Below are 17702 nucleotides of genomic sequence, written 5' to 3'. Positions count from 1 at the left end.
GGACTCCCCCTTCACCATTTTCGTTTCCGCTACATCCAGTCCTGTCCCTGCAGCTCAATCAGTTCCTTCAGTTCATGATTGGACATTTCAGTCAGCCAGTTTTCGCCGGAGCCGACGACCTGCTCCGAGAGGTTTTTTTTGCGTTCAATCAGCTCATCGATCCGTTCTTCCAGCGTTCCCTGGCAGATCAGCTTATGCACCTGCACATTTTTGTGCTGGCCGATCCGAAAAGCCCGGTCGGTCGCCTGGTTCTCCACCGCCGGATTCCACCAGCGGTCATAATGCAGCACATGGTTAGCCCGTGTCAGGTTAAGACCCACGCCTCCGGCTTTGAGCGAAAGCACAAAAAAGGCCGGACCTTCACCCTCTTGAAAGGCATGAACCATTTCATCACGCTCCCGCTTGGGAACTCCGCCGTGCAAAAAGAGCGGGGCTTTGCCGTACCGTCTGGCCAGTCTGCTGACCAGAAGTTCCCCCATCGCCACATACTGGGTAAAAATCAGGGCAGATTCCCCCAGCCCGGCAATACTGTCGAGGACCTCGAACATCACTTCCATTTTGCCGGAAGCCTCGCTGCGCTGTCCCCGTCCTTCATCCCCGCGGAAAAGCTGCGGATGGTCACAGATCTGCTTCAGCTTGGTCAGGGAAGACAGCACCAATCCCCGTCGGGCCATCCCTGAGCGCTCTCCGATCACCCCAAGCATCTCATTGACTACCCCCTGATACAGCGCCGCCTGCGTCTCTGTGAGCGTGCAATACTGCTTCAGCTCCAGCTTCTCCGGCAGATCCTTGGAGATATCCGGATCACTCTTCAGCCGCCGCAGCAGAAAAGGCGATACGAGGCGGTGCAGCTCGCGCAGCCGGTCCCCGCCTTCCCCGGAAACATAACGCTGGCGGAACGAATGATATGTGCCCAGGTAACCCGGATTCAGAAAATGAAAGATGGACCACAGCTCGCCCAGCCTGTTCTCAACCGGCGTCCCTGTCATGGCAATCCGGTGCGGCGCCGACAGCTTCATTACGCTCTGCGCTTGCTTGGTCCGGTGGTTTTTGATGTATTGCGCCTCATCCAGCACAACAGTCGACCAGCGCACACCCGCCAGATCCTCACTGTCTCTCCCGGCAAGATGATAAGTGGTTAAGACTATTTCGTGACTGGCCGCAAGCTGGGCGAAGCCCCCGCCCCGGACCCGGCGTCCCCCATGGTGAATGTGCACCCGCAGGGAAGGCGCGAAGCGCTGCAATTCCCGCTGCCAGTTCCCCAGCAGCGAGGTCGGACAGAGAATCAGCACAGGCTCACGCTGTTCTTCCGGCGGTGCCGTCAGGGCGCGATCCAGCAGACAGGTAATCACCTGCACGGTTTTCCCCAGCCCCATATCATCGGCCAGACAGACGCCGAAACCCAGACCGCTCAGCGAAGCCAGCCACTGAAACCCGCGTTCCTGATACGGTCTCAGCGTGCCGTGCAGATCCGGCGGCACGGCACGCACCGGCAGATGCCGCAGCATGTCGCCCTGCATAAGCGAAGCCAGCAGACCGGAGGTCTCCATCCCGGTGACCGACATACCTTTCCACAGACGTTCATTGCCATCCTCGGCCTCCAGACGCATCCATTCGGCTGCCGACATTTCCCCGCTTTCATTACGCTTCATATATCTTAGCACCTGGCGGACTTCTTTCGGGTCGATCTCAATCCATTCCCCCCGGAACCGTACATAAGGCACGCCCGCCTCCACCAATGCGTTCAGTTCATCCTCAGTGATATCCGAATCGCCAAGCGAAGCCTCAATCCGGAAGGAAATCAGCTGCTCCATGCCCAGTGCAGCCTGGGCAGGCCCGTCGATCCCGCCTGCCGGCGGCTGCATCTTCATCTTCATGCCGATCCGCCGCCGGCCTTCGCGGCTCCAGCGGGAAGGCATCTGCACGGTGATTCCCCGCTCACGCAGCGGCTGCACACTTTCCTTCAGGAACAGGTATAGCTGTTCCGCTGCAAGTTCCACGCCATCGGGGGCCGGCATGGCCAGCGCCCGCTGAATATCCGGGGACAGCTTGGCTGCCCGGCCCAGCGCAGACAGCAGCTGCTGCTGGATGTTGCGGTACCGCTTGCCCCAGAGGGTGAATTCGCGTTCCCGGCTGCCCCAGATGGCCGCAGCCGGGAGCCAGAATTCACCCTCTTCACGGCTCTCTACCCAGAAGGACAAGCGCCATTCTTCACTCTCATCTGCAGGCGGCTCCAGACGCAGGCCAAGGCTGAGCTGTCCGCTGCGTGCCTCTTCAGTCTCCGCATGCGGTACTTCGCTGCCGGCGGTTGCGTTCACTGCAGCAAGAAGCTCCGCCACTTCAGCCGGGGTCCCTTGTACGGGAATATCACGGCTGCCCGTAAGCAGGCTGTTCCACCACAGCTCCGTGAGCGGGGAGTAGCCGCGGCGGTAATTCGCTTTGTAAGGCACAAGCTTTCCTTCATTCTCCGCAACCACCCGTTTAACCTCCGCGGTCATCACCGCTTGCAGAAAGGAGTAAAGCACATAGGCACCGGCATCCTCGCGGGAGGACAGATCGCTTTCCTCAGCCACATGCGTCCCTAGCGCCAGCACCGGCATGGATGCAGCCATCTGCAGGAACAGCTCCCTGTCTGCTTCCTTGCGGAAGGCCGGTGACCAGGCAGCAGAAGCTGCCTGCTCCCCTCCCCGGCGGCGCGAGCCCAGCAGGCGCGGCGGCAGCGCCCCGGGTACAATGCCGCCTGTACCCATAAGCTCCAGCGCGAAGCGGGCGGCGGCAGCCCAATACCGCAGCTCCCCGCCCGGCTCCAGCCCCTGGCTGCGGCACAGCTGCTCGTCCCAGCCGAGCAGCAGCTCAAAAGCGTCTTTGGGCGCCAGGGCCAGCCCCTCAAGCGTACGCCCCGGCAGGCCGCGTCTCGTTGTCCTCCCTTCTGCAGGAGCAGCAACCGGATATTTCACTTCCGCAAGCCGCAGCGCAGCACCCGCAAAAGGACGCCAGCCGCTCCGGAGCTCCAGGCGCTTGACCACACGCGTCCATGCGTCCACCTTAGGCTCTGAAGTTTCGCCGGAGAAACAGAAGAATACGTCCCCTAACCATATTGCATACAGATGCTTAATCATTGGTGATCTCCATTCTTTTTTGAGCAAGCAGAAAGAGCCGGCCCGCCTCCATCAGGGGGACTGCATCCTTCTCCGCAAGAAATATAGTTACAGGCATTCCGGTGAGTCTGAACGGACCCTTCTGGATTGCCATATTTTTTTTCTTCATCCCTTCATCTTATACGAAAAGAGCCATATTTAAAAACCCTTCTGCATTTTTTTCTGCAGATTTATCTGCTTTTTAGTCAAAATAACAAAGACCACCCCTCAAGGTGGCCATTGCCTTAACTTCATCCTTTCATAAGTGAGTAAGCGAGTCTCCCCAATCATTTGTCCCCTACAATTAAATTCTTTTTCGCCTTCGCTGCCACAATACGCAGCTCCCCGCCGTGAGGCTCGTCATTCACCTGAATAATGAGCGCACCGTTTTTACCATTGCGGGCCCAGCCAGTCCGGCCCTCTTCCAGCTGCTCCAGACTGATTTCGGTGAGCCCGTCCACAGAAGCTGCAGAGAATTTAGGATAGCAGAGCGCAAAACGCAGCATTTCCCTGCGCGGAGCATATTCGCGGACCGTATAGGTCCAGCTTAGACGCAATTCCCCCTCTTCACCGGCCGCATGTACACTGAGCTCGGAATAGTGCCCTTTTTTGTAGCTGAAGCTATGCCCGTCGTCCTCATAAAGAGTACAAGCAGCATAAAAGCCGCTTTCCGCCTCCGCACCATACAGGTGAAAAGTCACCGTCTCCGGCGTATCCTCCAGCGCATACTGCTTCAGCGGACCTTCCGCAACAAAGGTTCCCGCCTTGATGTACATCGGCATAATGCGCAGCGGGGCAGCGGCCAGAATGTGGCGTCCGCCCGTGTGAACCTCGCCATCCCAATAGCTGATCCACTGCCCCTCCGGCAGATAGACGGAACGATGGTCCGTATCCGGCCGGTACACGGGAGCAATCAGCACGTTATCCCCCAGCAGGAACTGGTCACATAGATTCGTAACATGCGGATCGCGCGGATATTCCAGGATCAGCGGACGGATCACGGGCAGCCCGGTCATCTCAGCCTCATGGAAAAGATTATACAGATGCGGCATCCAGCGGTAGCGCAGCCCAATGAACTCCCGCAGAATTCCCTCCACCTCTTCACCGAATGACCAAGGCTCCTGGCGCAGCGTCCCGATGGAGGAGTGGTTGCGGCAATACGGGAAAAAGACGCCCATCTGTGTCCAGCGCACCAGCAGCTGGGCAGAGGTATGATGGGCGAATCCGCCGATATCCGGTCCCGAGAACGCGAGACCCGACAGCCCCATATTGAGCACCATGGGCATTGCCATCGCCATGTGCTCCCAAAAGCTGCGGTTATCCCCGGTCCACACGGCGGCATACCGCTGAATCCCCGCATACCCGGCACGTGTCAGCACAAAAGGCCGCTCGCTGCCCATATGCTCCGCCAGCCCTTCATATGTAGCCTTGGACATCATCATCCCATACAGATTGTGGTATTCCTCATGCGTAACCGGACGGCCGTTGTTGAAATGCATCACATCGAGATCCATGGTCTTCGACTCATTGAACACCGCCGGCTCGTTCATATCATTCCAGATGCCTTGAATGCCAAGATCTGTATAGTATTTGTGCAGATCGCCCCACCATTCGGCAGTCCGGACATCGCTGAAATCGGGGAACGCGCTGATTCCCGGCCAGACCTCCCCGAAGAAGATATCCCCTTCCAGACGCCGGCAAAAATGTTTTTCCAGCACCCCTTGTTTATACACTTCATAATTGGGGTCTTTTTTGACACCAGGGTCTACAATCGGAATAATCCGCACCCCCAGCCCGCGCAGCTCGTCAATCATCTTGCCAGGCTCGGGGAAATGAACCGGATCAAAGGTGAACACGCGATATTCATCCATATAGTGGATATCCAGATAAATGACATCACACGGGATATTCTTTTCACGGAAGGTCCGGGCGAGCTGAAGCACCTCCTGCTGGTTCATGTAACTGTATCGGGACTGGTGATAGCCAATAGCCCATTTAGGCGGCAGCGCAATCCGTCCGGTGAGGGAGGTGTATCTTGTGACCACATCCTTCATTTCAGGCCCGTTGATAAAATAAATATCATAAGCCCCGGTAGAGCAGCCGATGGTAAACGCTACCCCGTGGGAGCGCATATCAAAATCACTCCGGCCCGGATTGTCCAGGAATAAGCCGTAGGCGAGTGTGCCGTGCACATGGATCAGTAGCGGAATAGACTCATAAAGGGCTTCAATTTCCGGCAGATGCGGGGCAAATACATCGGTATTCCAGTTGGTGTAGCGCTCCCCGCGTTTGTCGAGGAAGCTTGCTTTTTCACCCAGTCCATAAAAGTGCGAATCCGGCTGCATATCATATTCGGCATGGCTCGCCCCGCGCGGATTCCAGCTCGTCAGATTCTGCTGCATGATGACCTTCCCGTCCATGTTCTCCACACGCAGAAGAAGAGAGGGCTTCTCGATGATCAGCCGGATGGCACTGGTGGTAAAGATCAGCTGACCGTCATTCTCCTCCACAGGGAACAAATGAGGGACACAGCTCTCAGCGAGCACCGCAGCGGTCGTAGTCAGATCCGGCACCTTGTCCCGGAACACCTTCATCCGGAACATTTCGTCATTTAAAAATACAAAAACTATGCCTCCGCACTCTCCCCGGACAATGTAAATATTCTCGGAGCGTTCCCAGGATACGAAGCTTCCTGGTGTATTCCAGGTTTCTTTCATAACCAGTGGGCCCATTTTCTCCGGACGAATCGCTTCACTGCTCTCCATCGTTTGCTTTCCCCCTTCGGCTGTTGCGGATTGTTACATACATATTACCCTGCAAGACCGGACTGCTATCCGCTAACTTCATGACTGCAGGTCATTTTTTTGGCGGGAACAGCACCGATGAAATTTCTTCCGAAGCGAGCTTTCCTACGGAAAGCTTTCAGGCGGACGCTACCGCTCTGTAAGTATCCAAACTTCCCCTCCGCACTTCCCCCTTTTATGAATTTTCTAAGATCATCCTATATATATCTTCAAAAAAAATCCCTGAGCGCTTCTATCCTACAGAAGCGCTCAGGGATACTTCAATCTTCGGAGAATTATTTCTTGCGGGCTACCGCTTCAATTTCCACAAGCCCGTCCTTCGGCAGACGCGCTACCTCAACAGCACTGCGGGCCGGGTAGGGCTCAGTGAAGAAGCTGCTGTACACCTCGTTGACTGCTGCAAAATCATTCATATCCTTAAGGTATACCGTTGTCTTCACAACATGTTCGAGGGATGCGCCAGCTTCTTCGAGAATCGCCTTAACATTGCTGAGCGATTGACGGGCCTGCTCCACTACACCTTCTGCCAAGGTTCCCGTTTCCGGGTTCAGCCCCAGCTGGCCTGAAGTGTATACCCAGTTCCCGGCAATGACCGCCTGGCTGTATGGGCCGATGGCGCCAGGGGCCTTTTCAGTTGCTACCTGTTTTTTACTCATGTTCTCCTCCTGTTTGCTGTACAAGACTATGAATCCGCTATGCACATATGATTTATGTCCCATTGTACGTCCTACACCAAGCTCATTGCAAACTCCTGACTTCAACTTTTTCCAATCACATGAATCACTTCATTGGTGTAGATATGCACGCCCCCGGTATCTGCCAGGGCGATATTCATCATCGCCCTGGCAACCTTGGCAGCCGGAACCGCCCGGTACTTGGCTGCCTTGCCGACCATCGCAAAGTCCAGCGCCTTCATAACTATGGCAGCCACCCGTTCGCCGGGGCGGGATTCCTCACGATCTCCGAGCAGCAGCGAGGGGCGGAACAGATGCAATCCCTGAAAACCGATGGCACCGAGCCCGTTCTCTAATTTACCTTTGGTACGGGAATAAAAAGCCCGCGACCTGACGTTTGCCCCCATCGACGACACCGCCAAAAACTGCTTCACCCCGCATGTTTTGGCCAGTGCGGCGGCAGCAAGCGGATATTCCAGATCCACACGCTCGAATTTTTCCTGCGAACCGGCTTTTTTGATGGTTGTGCCCAGGCAGCAGAAGACAGCAGAAGCCCCGGCAAACTGTTCCTTATATTCCGCCAGCCGCTCCCAATCGATGATCACCTGCTTCAGTCCGGGATGCCGGAGCTTCATCGGGCGGCGTACCAGCACGCGCACCTCCGCCCACTCCCCATTCAGCAGATCCTCCGTAAGCGCACTGCCTACAAGACCCGTGGCCCCCAGTACTACCGCAATTCTTGTCATTGAACGGTCTCCCTTCCCGAAGTTAGAGAAAGGTCTGACCTTCCTCTATATTAGTCCTTCAGAATGCGCCGGCCCAGCAGCAGTGCAAGAGCCAGCATCAGCGCCCCTACGATAAGCTGCATCCCGTATACCTGTGTCCAGTTCGGCCATTCATGTATCCATTCATAGATCTTCCCGCCGATCAGCGGTCCAAAAAACGCAGCAAGCCCTGTCAGTGCCGCATACATCGCCATGTACATCGGACGTTCCTTCTTCGGCGTATCGCCAATGATAAAGTTGAACGCCAACTGGTTAAAGCCCCCCACTCCCACGCCGAACACAATATGCGCGGCAAACAGCACCAGCAGCATGGGCAGTACGGACAGCAATCCCCAGAGCAGGGAGGATACCGCGATAATCGGCAGTGTCCAGAGCAGCAGCCGCTTATTGCTGTATTTGGCGTTTAGGTTGCCCCATACATAGAAGCTTGCCATCATAAAAATCGTCTGCGATACGTTCAGCAGGGACAATGTCTCATAATTAATGTGCAGCAGCTGCAGCATGACATAGGAATAGAGCGGCACCGTCAGATTCTGCAGCAGCAGCCATGCGGACAGAAACAGCGTCGATTTCATAAACAGCGTATCATGAAGCGGTTTCTTCAGCATCGGCAGAAAATCCTTCTCTTCCGATTTCTCAAACGGCACGTCCGGATAGAAGAAAAACACGATGACATTGGATATGGAAAAAATCCAGACCACAATATATAGAATCAGAAACCCGTGCCCCCCGGGATAGCGGTCAAGCACTAAACCGCCCCCATACATCACGAGGCTTCCCAGGGCATTCAGAAAGGTATTGCGGATTCCAAAATAGCGGCCCCGTACCCGCGCAGGAACCAGATCGCTGATCACCGAGCTCCACAGTACGCCACCCGCCGTATTCGCAATAAATGCAATCGTATACAGAACGATAAATGCAGTAACCCAATGCTCTTTTGGAAAAATAAACGGTACCAGTCCGGTTGAACTCCACAGCACCCTGTGCAGGCCGATGAACGTCACCATGGCCCATTTGCGGCTTGGGAGCTTTTGAATCAGAAAAGCCACACCAATCTGCGCTACATTAACCAAAGTAGTAAGCGCTATTACAAAACCAATCTGACTGGAGCTGGCTCCTAAATATAACAGAAAGCCTGTCAGGAACTGCCCTTGGAGCAGCACCTGGAATATCGTTGACGGAATCCCCTCAAACGTAGCGATCTGCAGATTCTTGCGATGTACCGAGGCTTTGCGGAGACCCTTCGGGCGGGCGCCGCCAAGTCTGTTTCTCATGATGTTCATGGGGGTGATAACACTCCTTCGATGCGGCTTTTGCTTCATTCTACTCCGCACCAAGTTCCTGTCAATAAGCCAAAATCACAAATTAAGTTGGATTTCTGCGCACCCCCAGGTTTCATTGACTTACAACGGCAAATACAGGGAAAAGAGGCTCCCCTGCCCCTCCTTGCTGGACACTGTAATGTAACCGCCCAGGAGCTTGGCCAGATCACTGCTGATGGACAGCCCGAGTCCCGTTCCTCCATATTTCCGGCTGATGGTGCTGTCCGCCTGCTGAAAAGCCTCAAAGATTACCGTATGCTTGTCGGCAGCAATGCCAATACCACTGTCCTGCACATCAAAGACCACCCAGCGCCTCTGCGCCGGCCCCTCCGGCTTTTCCACCACCCGGATATTCAGCGATACAAAACCGTCCACAGTAAACTTCAAGGCATTGGAGAGCAGATTGCGGAGAATCTGCTGTACCCGCTGGGGATCGGAGTAAATGACATGCGGCACATCCTCACTCAGCGTAATGTTGAAATCCAGCCCTTTCTGTTTGGCTGCCACCGTGAACTGAAGCGCCAGCATTTCCGGAATCTCACTGACATTGAGTTCCTCGTGAACAACATCCAGCTTGCCCGCTTCTACCTTGGACAGATCAAGAATATCATTAATAAGCGATAGCAGATCACCGCCTGAACGGTGGATAATTGCACCATATTCAGTGATTTCCTCCCTGCTGAGCCCCTCATCATTGTCTTCAATAATCTGTGACAAATTGATAATGCTGTTCAGCGGAGTTCTAAGCTCATGCGACATATTTGCCAGAAACTCCGATTTGAACTGGGAGGCCATCATCAGCTGCTTCGCCCGCTCCTCTAGTACAATCTTATTCTTATGCAGCTCCTCGGCTTGTGCAGACAGCAGCTCATTCGCCCTTACCACCTGGACAGTGCGCTGCAGATCAAGCTGAAAGTCACGGATAATCACGGCAAACAGCATGCTGAGCACAAGCCCCGCAGGCAGCGTTACAGGCAAGATCTTCGTTATGTACTCCTGGTCGGGAATGACTCCAAAAACAGTGATATTCACCGCATTCATCAGATTCACAGCCATAATTACAATGAGGCCCTTGACCATGATCGTAGCCGGCGTGCGGCGCACCCAGAAGCTGAGCCCGGCACAGACGAATCCCAGAATCGATAAATTCAGCACGCCTGCCACCGCCGCCTCATTCATTCCGAAGACCAGACGGCTCAGACCTATGCCGACTCCGATGATGATAAGACTGAAGGGTTGGGGAAATGCGATGGTGGAAATAATCAGCGGCAGAAATCTCAAATCGAAGATCACATGCTCGTCCAGCCTGTATCCAAAAAATATAGTGATCCAGCCGGCAAAAATGGATAAAACAACCCAGCTTACCTGTTTGACAGGCTCTGGGGCATGCGTAATCATATGTTTGTATATTAAATTCGCCATGTAAGCGACAGTAATAAGCAGAGCTGTATTTATACTAAAAATCTTCAGGTATTCCATAGCATCACTCCTTCAATGATTACAAAAATGTAATCCTTATGATTCATAGTACCATAATAGTACACCTAATACATGGAATCACAGTCCTATAGAATACTCCTATTCTCACGTTAACGCCTGTAAAATAGGCGATTATGTCGCTTTGCCTGTGAGATGGTTAGACCGGTGAGTTTCACCTCGGATGCATTCATAATAAATTGTTCCGGCTAGGAATGACCGGGTGCAGCGACCGGGTGCAGCAAACCGTGCGAACCCATCATAGCACATATGTTCGCTTATTTACATACAAAGTGATTACTTTTTTTCCTTAAAGAGGATATGTTGAGCGGTTTTAAATAAGCCACGTTGGCTAACACTTCTCTGTTGCAGGTTTCCAGCAGAAGAAGAGCGCAAATCAGATTCGATTCGCGCTCTTCTTCTGCAGCGGAAACCAGGGCCTTATGGCGCTCCAGCGCCTTTTGCGGCTCCTGACTCCGCTTTGTTCATGCAGTATTGCCACAGGCTCCTCTTTCAAGTCACATTCCTCAGGTGTCCATGTCTCTACATCCGGCAGCATATAGTACCGGGGATGAAAGGTGCATAACATTTCTCCCTGCTGTGTAAGTACCCGGTCAGCATGTATCTCGAGTATTCTGCCGGTTACGACATGGGATTTATACATAGACATCGCCTCTTCCTGCATATGTGACTATCCTGTTCAGAGGTGTATTTTCTTATATTAATGGCGGATGGACTGTTCCCAATTACGGTATTCCGCTTCCGCATCATCTTTGGTATGGCCGTAACGCTCCTGAAGCTTGCCGATCAGTTTATCCTTCTCGCCGTCAATGACATCCAGATCATCATCTGTCAGCTGTCCCCACTGCTTCTTGGCTTCGCCCTTAAGCTGCATCCATTTTCCTTTGATAACATTGCTGTCCATACATGCTCATCTCCTTAGGTGTTTTATGAAGTATGACCAGAGGCTCATGTCCTAAAAAGACATTACCCCCGATCCATAACGATGAATCGAATACCGTCCGGGAAAGAAACTGCTAACTCCGTCGTTTTTTGTCACATAATAGTCTTTTTAAATCCATATCCATATATTTTAAAATTTGATATAATTCAAGTGTTAATAAAATACTTTATTTACAAGTGATTATTTTCACATGACTAACATCTTTCTTGTGCTAAAATGCCATCGAAGATGAAACGAGATGATTAAATTTTTTTCTATTGCGTGCCGATATATGTCATATGTCTGCTACAAAAAGGGACTTAAGACCGATTCAAAAGTGACATATGTCATTTATAAAGTGATTTTTATCACTTCCAACGGCTATTAAAATGTTTTACATTTTAATATATATATTTTAAACTATTTCTTTGGAGGTCATACTAAAATGAAAAAAGCTTCTGTAATTTTGTCGAGCGCTCTTGTACTGGGCACTCTGCTCGCTGGCTGCGGCAACAACAACAGCAACAATGCTGCACCAACCAATGCTCCTGCTGAATCCACTGCACCAGCCGAAACTACTGCACCTGCTGCATCCGATGCCGGCACTGCTGAAACAGGCAAATATCAAGATGGAACATATTACGGAACAGCACCAGTTGACGCCGAAACAGGCTGGGAATCCTTTGTCCTGCTGACTGTTGAAGGCGGAAAAATCACAAAAGCGGATTGGGATGCTTTCAATACTAAGACAGCTGGCGATCTGAAGAAAAAAGTTTCCGAAGATGGTAAATACGGACTGGTATCCAAAGGCGGCGGCCAGGCAGAATGGCATGAACAAGCAGCTAAAGCGGAAGCTTTCTTAGTTGAAAAACAAGATCCGGCAGCAGTTGTTGTGGATGATAAAGGTAAAACGGATGCAATCTCCGGCGTTTCTATTGGAGTAAGTGACTTTGTTACTGCGGCTCAAGCTGCTCTCGCTGCAGGCCCTGCACAAGCTGGCCCATACAAAGATGGCGGATACTTCGCAGAAGGCGAAATGGACAAAGAATCCGGCTGGAAATCCACTGTTGCTCTTACTGTTGCCAATGGCAATATCGTTGCGGTTAACTTCAGCGGCGTAAATGCTGCAGGCGACGACAAGAAGCAATATTCAATAGATGGCAAATACGGCATGAAAGCCGGCGGCGCTGCTGCTGAATGGCATGAAGAAATCGCCCTTGCCGAAAAATATTTCCTTGAAAACAAAGGTGCTGCCCCTAAGCTGGATGCTGAAGGCAAAACCGACGCCATCTCCGGTGTATCTATCCATGTTGGCGAATACTTTACACTTGCAGAAAAAGCACTTGAAGGCGCGAAATAATATTCGCTTGCCTTTTGCAGCTAATCAGATGAATGAGGTGAGTTTCTCGTGAAAAAAATAGTCATTTTGGGCGGCGGCTACGGCGGCGTACTCACGGCTAAGAAACTGGCAAAGAAGTATAAGAACAACAAAGATGTAGAAATCAAGCTGATCGACCGAAATCCTTATCACACTCTCTTGACTGAGCTGCATGAGGTATCTGCGAATCGAGCGCCTGAGGATTCAATCAAAGTTGATTTGAAGAAAATTTTCGCCGGTCTGAAAGTGGATGTTGTTCTGGATGAGATCAGCAATATTGATTTCAAAAACAAGAAGCTGAAATCCGACAAGGCAACCTATGCTTATGATTACCTGGTAATCGGCACAGGAAGCAAACCAACATTCTTCGGAATTCCCGGAGCAGAAGAAAACACCTTCTCGTTCTGGTCCTACGATGACGCGGTTGCGCTCAAACGTCAAATCCGCGATATGTACACCCAAGCCGCCAGAGAAAAGAACCCTGCTGTCCGCCGCGCGATGCTGACCTTCGTCATCATCGGTGCCGGTTTCACAGGTGTCGAGCTGGTTGGGGAAATGGCCGAGCAACGCGATGAGCTGTGCAGAGAATTCTTCATTGATCCGTCCGAAGTGCGGCTGATCGTTGCCGATATGGCTCCGAAGATTCTGCCTATCCTGCCGGATAAGCTGATTCAGAAGGCTGAAGCCCGCCTGCGCAAGCTGAAGGTCGAAATCGTGACCGGTGCCAAAATCACCGAAGTAGGCGAAGGCAGTGTCGCACTTGGCGAGAAGAACGTCGTTGACGCCAAAACCATTGTTTGGACTGCCGGTGTGGAAGGCTCCGAAATCGTAGGCGGCCTTGAAGTACAACAGCAGGGACGGAAACGCATCGTTACCAATGAACATCTGGAAAGTGTTGACCATAAGAACGTCTACGTTGTAGGGGACAACATCTTCTTTATTCCTGAAGGCGAAACCCGTCCGGTTCCACAGATGGTTGAAAATGCCGAACAGGCCGCTCCACTCGTTGCCGGCAACATCGCCGCCGACATCAGCGGTACTGCCAAAAAAGCGTACAAACCAGGATTCCACGGAACCATGGTCTCCATCGGAAGCCGCTATGGTGTGGCTAACGTAGGTCTTCCAGGCAAGCTCTTTATGCTTACCGGCTTCATGGCTATGCTGTCCAAGCATTTTATCAATATGTTCTACCTATCGCAAGTGGTAGGTTTTAACAAAGTATGGACTTATATGATGCACGAGTTCTTCCACGTGGAGAACCGCAAGAGTTTTGTCGGCGGCTACTTCTCCAAGCGTTCGCCGAACTTCTGGCTCGTTCCGCTCCGGATGCTGCTCGGAGGCATGTGGCTATATGAAGGAATCGATAAACTCAGAAAGATCTGGGTTGATCCGGACAAGATTTTCCTGATTCCTGCTGCCCCATTCGCTACGGATGCCGCTTCATCAGCAAGTGTAGCCGTAGATGCTGTAAAAACAACAGTAGATGCACAGTCCGCGGCTTCCGCAGTTTCCACTGCCAAAGAAGCTGTATCGGCTCTTCCAGTACCAGGCTTTGTGTATGACATTACGAACTGGTTCATGGATCTGATGTTTTACAACAATGACGGAAGTTATACCTTCCTGGCTAAATGGTTCCAGATCGGCATGGTTTGTGCCGAAATCGTCTTTGGTGTTATGCTTATCGTAGGTCTCTTCACTGCCATTTCTTCACTTGCCACGATTGCCATGGCAGTCATGATATGGTCTACCAAGATGGCAGCGACAGAAATGCTCTGGTACGTTGGAGCAGCTATCGCGTGCATCGGCGGATCGGGCAGCGTCTTCGGTCTGGACTACTATGTCCTGCCTTGGCTCAAGAAGCAATGGAAACGAATCCCGCTTGTGCGGCGCTGGTATCTATATACCGACTGATAGTCCCCCGCTGTTTAATTAAATATAACAGCAACTTATGTGTATTTTATGTTGCTGCAGCTGAATATGATGTTCTTAAGAGTAATGTGTCCCTGGACACATTACTCTCCTTATTTATTAAGGTTTAGGTCTAATCAACAGATTAATAGTTTACTTCTTCAGCTGCCAGGGGCTTCCGAAACCGTCCCGGGTCTGTTTTTTAACAAAGGGTTTTGTGGGGATAATCAAGGCTATGGTTGCTTCCGGCAAAACCGACAAGAAGGAGAGAATCTTGTGAACAGAAAACTTATGGAAGACAGCTTCCGGTTGCTTCAGGCTGAAATGTCACCGATCGCCGGAATTCAGTTGCATCTCTCTCCGGCAGAATGTGAGCAGTTGTTCTCGGTACTGGAACGCCATGATCTGGAATATGACCGCAAAGTCCATTTGCTAGGTATTTATATCATTCTTACTGTGGCGGCAGAGCGCCATATGGAATGTGCCCCACATCATCCTGACCTGACCCGCAACATTTTGGATGGAGATTATTTGTACAGCTTTTATTTGCAATTCGCGGTGAAATGCCGTGAACTGGACCTGGTTGCTTATCTGGCTCCTTCGATTAAAAAAATGCAAATCGCGCGGTCAAATGGAGACTTCGCAGATCAAAATCCGGCTGCAGGCATTGAAGAGTTCCTGATTCAGGAGCAAAGGCAGCAAGGCCGCACAAGCAAAGCCATTTGACAGGTGGGAACCCAAACGATGAAGCTGCATGAAGCCTTAAATATAGACCTGGACGAAATTAACCATGAAATTCAGAATATTGTGGCCCGTGATAAAGATGTACCCAAAAAGTCACTGCTTGCGCAGAGCATTCTGGAGCTGACCAGTTCCGGGGGAAAACGTCTCCGGCCGCTGATGGTCATCGTCGGCAGCCGTTTTGGACGCAAACCTTCAACCCGGCGAACGCTTCAATTATCTGCTGCTGCGGAATTTATTCACGCCGCCTCATTAATTCATGATGATATTATCGATGATGCCGAACTGCGGCGGGGCGTTCCTGCCCTGCATACCAAGACCGGCGTGCTCTCCGCAGTCCATATCGGGAATTATATGTCTGCCCGGGTGATTGAGCTGCTCAGCAAATACACCGGCGACAAAAACCGTTATGTCCATGACCTGTCGTCCGTGGCTACTGCCCAGCTGTGCCTGGGTGAATACCAGCAAATGGAGCATGCCTATGACTACAATCTCACTTTTGACGAGTACCTGGAGAAATCCCGCAACAAAACAGCCATGCTGATGGCCACCTGCTTACGGGTGGGTGCACTTTCTGCGGAGAGCCCGGAAGAAGTCGCGGGCCTGCTCTATGACTTTGGCGAGGCGCTGGGCATGTCCTTTCAAATCCAGGATGACCTGCTCGACTTCACCCAGTCCGCCGATGTGCTTGGCAAGCCTGCTGGCAGCGACCTCCGCAATGGCCAGGTCACCCTTCCTGTGCTTTTTGCCCTGCAGGACCCCGAACTGGCGCCTGTCATCCGCACCATTGGCCCCGCCTCTTTGGAGGAAGAGGTGGCTCATGTGCTGGCCCTGATTAACCGCAGCGATGCCCTGTTCCGTACCGAAGAGGTCAGCCAGGATTATCTCGGCCAGGCTGCCGCAATTATCCAGCGGCTCTCCAGCTACCCGGCACATGCCGATCTTGAGACATTGCTGCAGTATTTTGCCGGACGCGACCGTTAGAACACTGCTGGGTAATTGCAGCCCTATATTGCCAAACCGGAGACAACCGTTGGCCGGTTGATTGTTATCAAACGGCAGGCTTGCCGGTCAACAAACCCCGGTTGGCTGGTTGGCTGGCAAGCTGTCAGACTGCTGGTTAGCAGACCCGGTAAGTCCGGTTCAGCTATTCCCGCAGCAGTAGACCGTTAACCGGCCAATCCGCTAGTCAACCGTCCAACCGGCATTTATCAGCCGAACGGAGTGGAAAAAGTATAACTAATCGGCGGCTTCTCCCTCCCTTAGCAGCTTTAGTGGGAAAAAGGACATCTAATTGGGCCAGATTGGCTGCCAAACGGGCAACTCTCCGGAATTAAGTGTATAAATTCCCACTAAAGACCGCTGTTTCAAGGATTTCGGGAAAATTAGGTGTACAAATTCCACTTAGCACGCTGACTCAATAGAGCCTCCACTTCATGTATGACGGGCCATTCCTCGGCCCAGCTTGTATAGTCTACAATCGAATCACTATAGTGCGAAAAGAAGGCCCCGGGGGGGCCTTCTTTTGCGTTTAGTTAGCGTTATTCTTACGGCCCGCCCTCCGAGGGAATGGCTGGGGTTGGGATACATACCAACAATCAATTGATCCACAATGAAGATTACAGATTGCAAGTTCAATCTGTATAGTACCCTAGCTAACAAAAAAATAATCAATCAGCGTGCACAGCAGTATCACCATACTGATCACCTGATTCAAATTATAGGAAGCCACCTTCATCAGCCGCCGGTTATGCGGCTTAATAATCCGGTGCTCCGTCATCAGCAGCAGCGTGGCGATGCCGATGCCGACCAGATACATCCAGCCCAGATCGCGCCAGAGGTACAGGAACAGCAGGAGCAGGATCATGATAAAGTGCAGCCCTTTGGAAATGCGCAGCGCATTCTCCAGTCCGAAGAAGCTGGGGATAGACCACAGGCCGTTCCGGCGGTCAAAATCGATATCCTGCGTGCCATAGATAATATCAAAGCCGGCGATCCAGAGCATTACCACTGTACCGATTACAAACGGTGTGAACGCAATATTCCCCGTTACCGCGAACCAGGCGCCAATCGGCGCCGAAGCTATTACGAAGCCAAGATACAGGTGGCTCAAGAATGTGAAACGTTTGGTATAGGAATAACTGGAGATCAGGACGATGGCCACCGGCGACAGCAGCAGACAGAGCAGATTCAGCATGCCGGAGGCGACAATGAACAAGGCATAGTTGATGATGATAAAAAAGATAACTTCCTTTTCCGCCAGCAGGTGCTGCGGCAGATGCCGGTGCGCGGTGCGCGGATTTTTCCCGTCAAAGGTACGGTCGACGAGACGATTGAAGGCGTTGGCGCCATTCCGCGCCCCGATTAGAGCGATCAGTCCCCACAGCATCATGTGGCCGGACGGCCAGCCTCCTGCCGCCCAGACCATCGAGATGACGGCAAAGGGCAGGGAAAACAGCGTGTGGGAAAACATCACCAGCTCGCTGAACATTTTCAGCTTAAGCGCAGAGGTTTTGACAGCGTTTAAGATCATA

Annotated in this window: 14 protein-coding genes; 4 read left to right on the top strand and 10 right to left on the bottom strand. The window is 52.2% G+C overall.

Features of this window, described 5'->3' with window-relative positions:
- Positions 1–29 precede the first annotated feature (29 nt).
- The 9 genes from PRIO_RS03115 to PRIO_RS03080 all read right to left on the bottom strand — a co-directional run bounded on the left by PRIO_RS03115 (position 30) and on the right by PRIO_RS03080 (position 11123).
- The gene (locus PRIO_RS03115; protein ID WP_046501097.1) at positions 30–3119 is read right to left on the bottom strand and encodes a DEAD/DEAH box helicase; all 3090 of its coding nucleotides are present in this window, start codon (positions 3117–3119) and stop codon (positions 30–32) included.
- The gene (locus PRIO_RS35900; protein ID WP_020425796.1) at positions 3112–3267 is read right to left on the bottom strand and encodes a hypothetical protein; all 156 of its coding nucleotides are present in this window, start codon (positions 3265–3267) and stop codon (positions 3112–3114) included. The genes PRIO_RS03115 and PRIO_RS35900 overlap by 8 nt, the downstream gene beginning before the upstream one ends.
- A 157-nt stretch (positions 3268–3424) precedes the next feature.
- On the bottom strand, positions 3425–5902 hold the full coding sequence (locus PRIO_RS03110) for a glycoside hydrolase family 31 protein (protein ID WP_020425797.1): 2478 nt from the start codon (positions 5900–5902) through the stop codon (positions 3425–3427).
- 314 nt (positions 5903–6216) lie between these two features.
- The gene (locus PRIO_RS03105) at positions 6217–6597 is read right to left on the bottom strand and encodes a RidA family protein (RefSeq protein ID WP_020425798.1); all 381 of its coding nucleotides are present in this window, start codon (positions 6595–6597) and stop codon (positions 6217–6219) included.
- A gap of 101 nt (positions 6598–6698) precedes the next feature.
- On the bottom strand, positions 6699–7361 hold the full coding sequence (locus PRIO_RS03100) for an oxidoreductase (protein WP_020425799.1): 663 nt from the start codon (positions 7359–7361) through the stop codon (positions 6699–6701).
- A gap of 50 nt (positions 7362–7411) precedes the next feature.
- Complete coding sequence (locus PRIO_RS03095) at positions 7412–8683, bottom strand: MFS transporter (protein ID WP_020425800.1); 1272 nt, start codon at positions 8681–8683, stop codon at positions 7412–7414.
- 120 nt (positions 8684–8803) lie between these two features.
- Positions 8804–10201 carry a sensor histidine kinase gene (locus PRIO_RS03090; RefSeq protein WP_020425801.1) on the bottom strand — a complete coding sequence of 466 codons (1398 nt, stop codon included), beginning with the start codon at positions 10199–10201 and terminating at the stop codon, positions 8804–8806.
- Between the two features lie 394 nt (positions 10202–10595).
- The gene (locus PRIO_RS03085) at positions 10596–10862 is read right to left on the bottom strand and encodes a hypothetical protein (RefSeq protein WP_046501094.1); all 267 of its coding nucleotides are present in this window, start codon (positions 10860–10862) and stop codon (positions 10596–10598) included.
- Between the two features lie 57 nt (positions 10863–10919).
- Entirely contained in the window at positions 10920–11123 is a 204-nt protein-coding gene (locus tag PRIO_RS03080) for a CsbD family protein (protein WP_020425803.1), read from the bottom strand.
- Between the two features lie 463 nt (positions 11124–11586).
- On the opposite strand from PRIO_RS03080, the gene PRIO_RS03075 reads away from it, so the two are divergent.
- From PRIO_RS03075 to PRIO_RS03060, 4 genes are all read left to right on the top strand, one after another.
- Positions 11587–12501 (top strand): hypothetical protein, encoded by a 915-nt coding sequence (locus tag PRIO_RS03075; RefSeq protein ID WP_020425804.1) that lies wholly within the window; start codon positions 11587–11589, stop codon positions 12499–12501.
- 48 nt (positions 12502–12549) lie between these two features.
- Positions 12550–14430, top strand: coding sequence for an FAD-dependent oxidoreductase (locus PRIO_RS03070; RefSeq protein ID WP_020425805.1), 1881 nt, complete (start codon positions 12550–12552; stop codon positions 14428–14430).
- Positions 14431–14703: 273 nt separating this feature from the next.
- Positions 14704–15153, top strand: coding sequence for a hypothetical protein (locus PRIO_RS03065; protein ID WP_020425806.1), 450 nt, complete (start codon positions 14704–14706; stop codon positions 15151–15153).
- A gap of 18 nt (positions 15154–15171) precedes the next feature.
- Positions 15172–16152, top strand: coding sequence for a polyprenyl synthetase family protein (locus PRIO_RS03060; RefSeq protein WP_020425807.1), 981 nt, complete (start codon positions 15172–15174; stop codon positions 16150–16152).
- 667 nt (positions 16153–16819) lie between these two features.
- On the opposite strand, the gene PRIO_RS03055 is transcribed toward PRIO_RS03060, so the two are convergent.
- The gene (locus PRIO_RS03055; protein ID WP_020425808.1) at positions 16820–17701 is read right to left on the bottom strand and encodes a UbiA-like polyprenyltransferase; all 882 of its coding nucleotides are present in this window, start codon (positions 17699–17701) and stop codon (positions 16820–16822) included.
- Between the last annotated feature and the right edge of the window lies 1 nt (position 17702).

This window comes from Paenibacillus riograndensis SBR5 (assembly GCF_000981585.1).
Taxonomy (GTDB): Bacteria; Bacillota; Bacilli; order Paenibacillales; family Paenibacillaceae; genus Paenibacillus_AQ; species Paenibacillus_AQ riograndensis.
This window is presented reverse-complemented; position numbering and strand designations above follow the sequence as displayed.

Excerpts from the sequence above, each read along its gene's own strand:
- PRIO_RS03115 (WP_046501097.1), bottom strand. The coding sequence starts at position 3,119 with ATGATTAAGCATCTGTATGCAATATGGTTAGGGGACGTATTCTTCTGT.
- PRIO_RS35900 (WP_020425796.1), bottom strand. The coding sequence starts at position 3,267 with ATGAAGAAAAAAAATATGGCAATCCAGAAGGGTCCGTTCAGACTCACC.
- PRIO_RS03110 (WP_020425797.1), bottom strand. The coding sequence starts at position 5,902 with ATGGAGAGCAGTGAAGCGATTCGTCCGGAGAAAATGGGCCCACTGGTT.
- PRIO_RS03105 (WP_020425798.1), bottom strand. The coding sequence starts at position 6,597 with ATGAGTAAAAAACAGGTAGCAACTGAAAAGGCCCCTGGCGCCATCGGC.
- PRIO_RS03100 (WP_020425799.1), bottom strand. The coding sequence starts at position 7,361 with ATGACAAGAATTGCGGTAGTACTGGGGGCCACGGGTCTTGTAGGCAGT.
- PRIO_RS03095 (WP_020425800.1), bottom strand. The coding sequence starts at position 8,683 with ATGAACATCATGAGAAACAGACTTGGCGGCGCCCGCCCGAAGGGTCTC.
- PRIO_RS03090 (WP_020425801.1), bottom strand. The coding sequence starts at position 10,201 with ATGGAATACCTGAAGATTTTTAGTATAAATACAGCTCTGCTTATTACT.
- PRIO_RS03085 (WP_046501094.1), bottom strand. The coding sequence starts at position 10,862 with ATGTATAAATCCCATGTCGTAACCGGCAGAATACTCGAGATACATGCT.
- PRIO_RS03080 (WP_020425803.1), bottom strand. The coding sequence starts at position 11,123 with ATGGACAGCAATGTTATCAAAGGAAAATGGATGCAGCTTAAGGGCGAA.
- PRIO_RS03075 (WP_020425804.1), top strand. The coding sequence starts at position 11,587 with ATGAAAAAAGCTTCTGTAATTTTGTCGAGCGCTCTTGTACTGGGCACT.
- PRIO_RS03060 (WP_020425807.1), top strand. The coding sequence starts at position 15,172 with ATGAAGCTGCATGAAGCCTTAAATATAGACCTGGACGAAATTAACCAT.
- PRIO_RS03055 (WP_020425808.1), bottom strand. The coding sequence starts at position 17,701 with ATGATCTTAAACGCTGTCAAAACCTCTGCGCTTAAGCTGAAAATGTTC.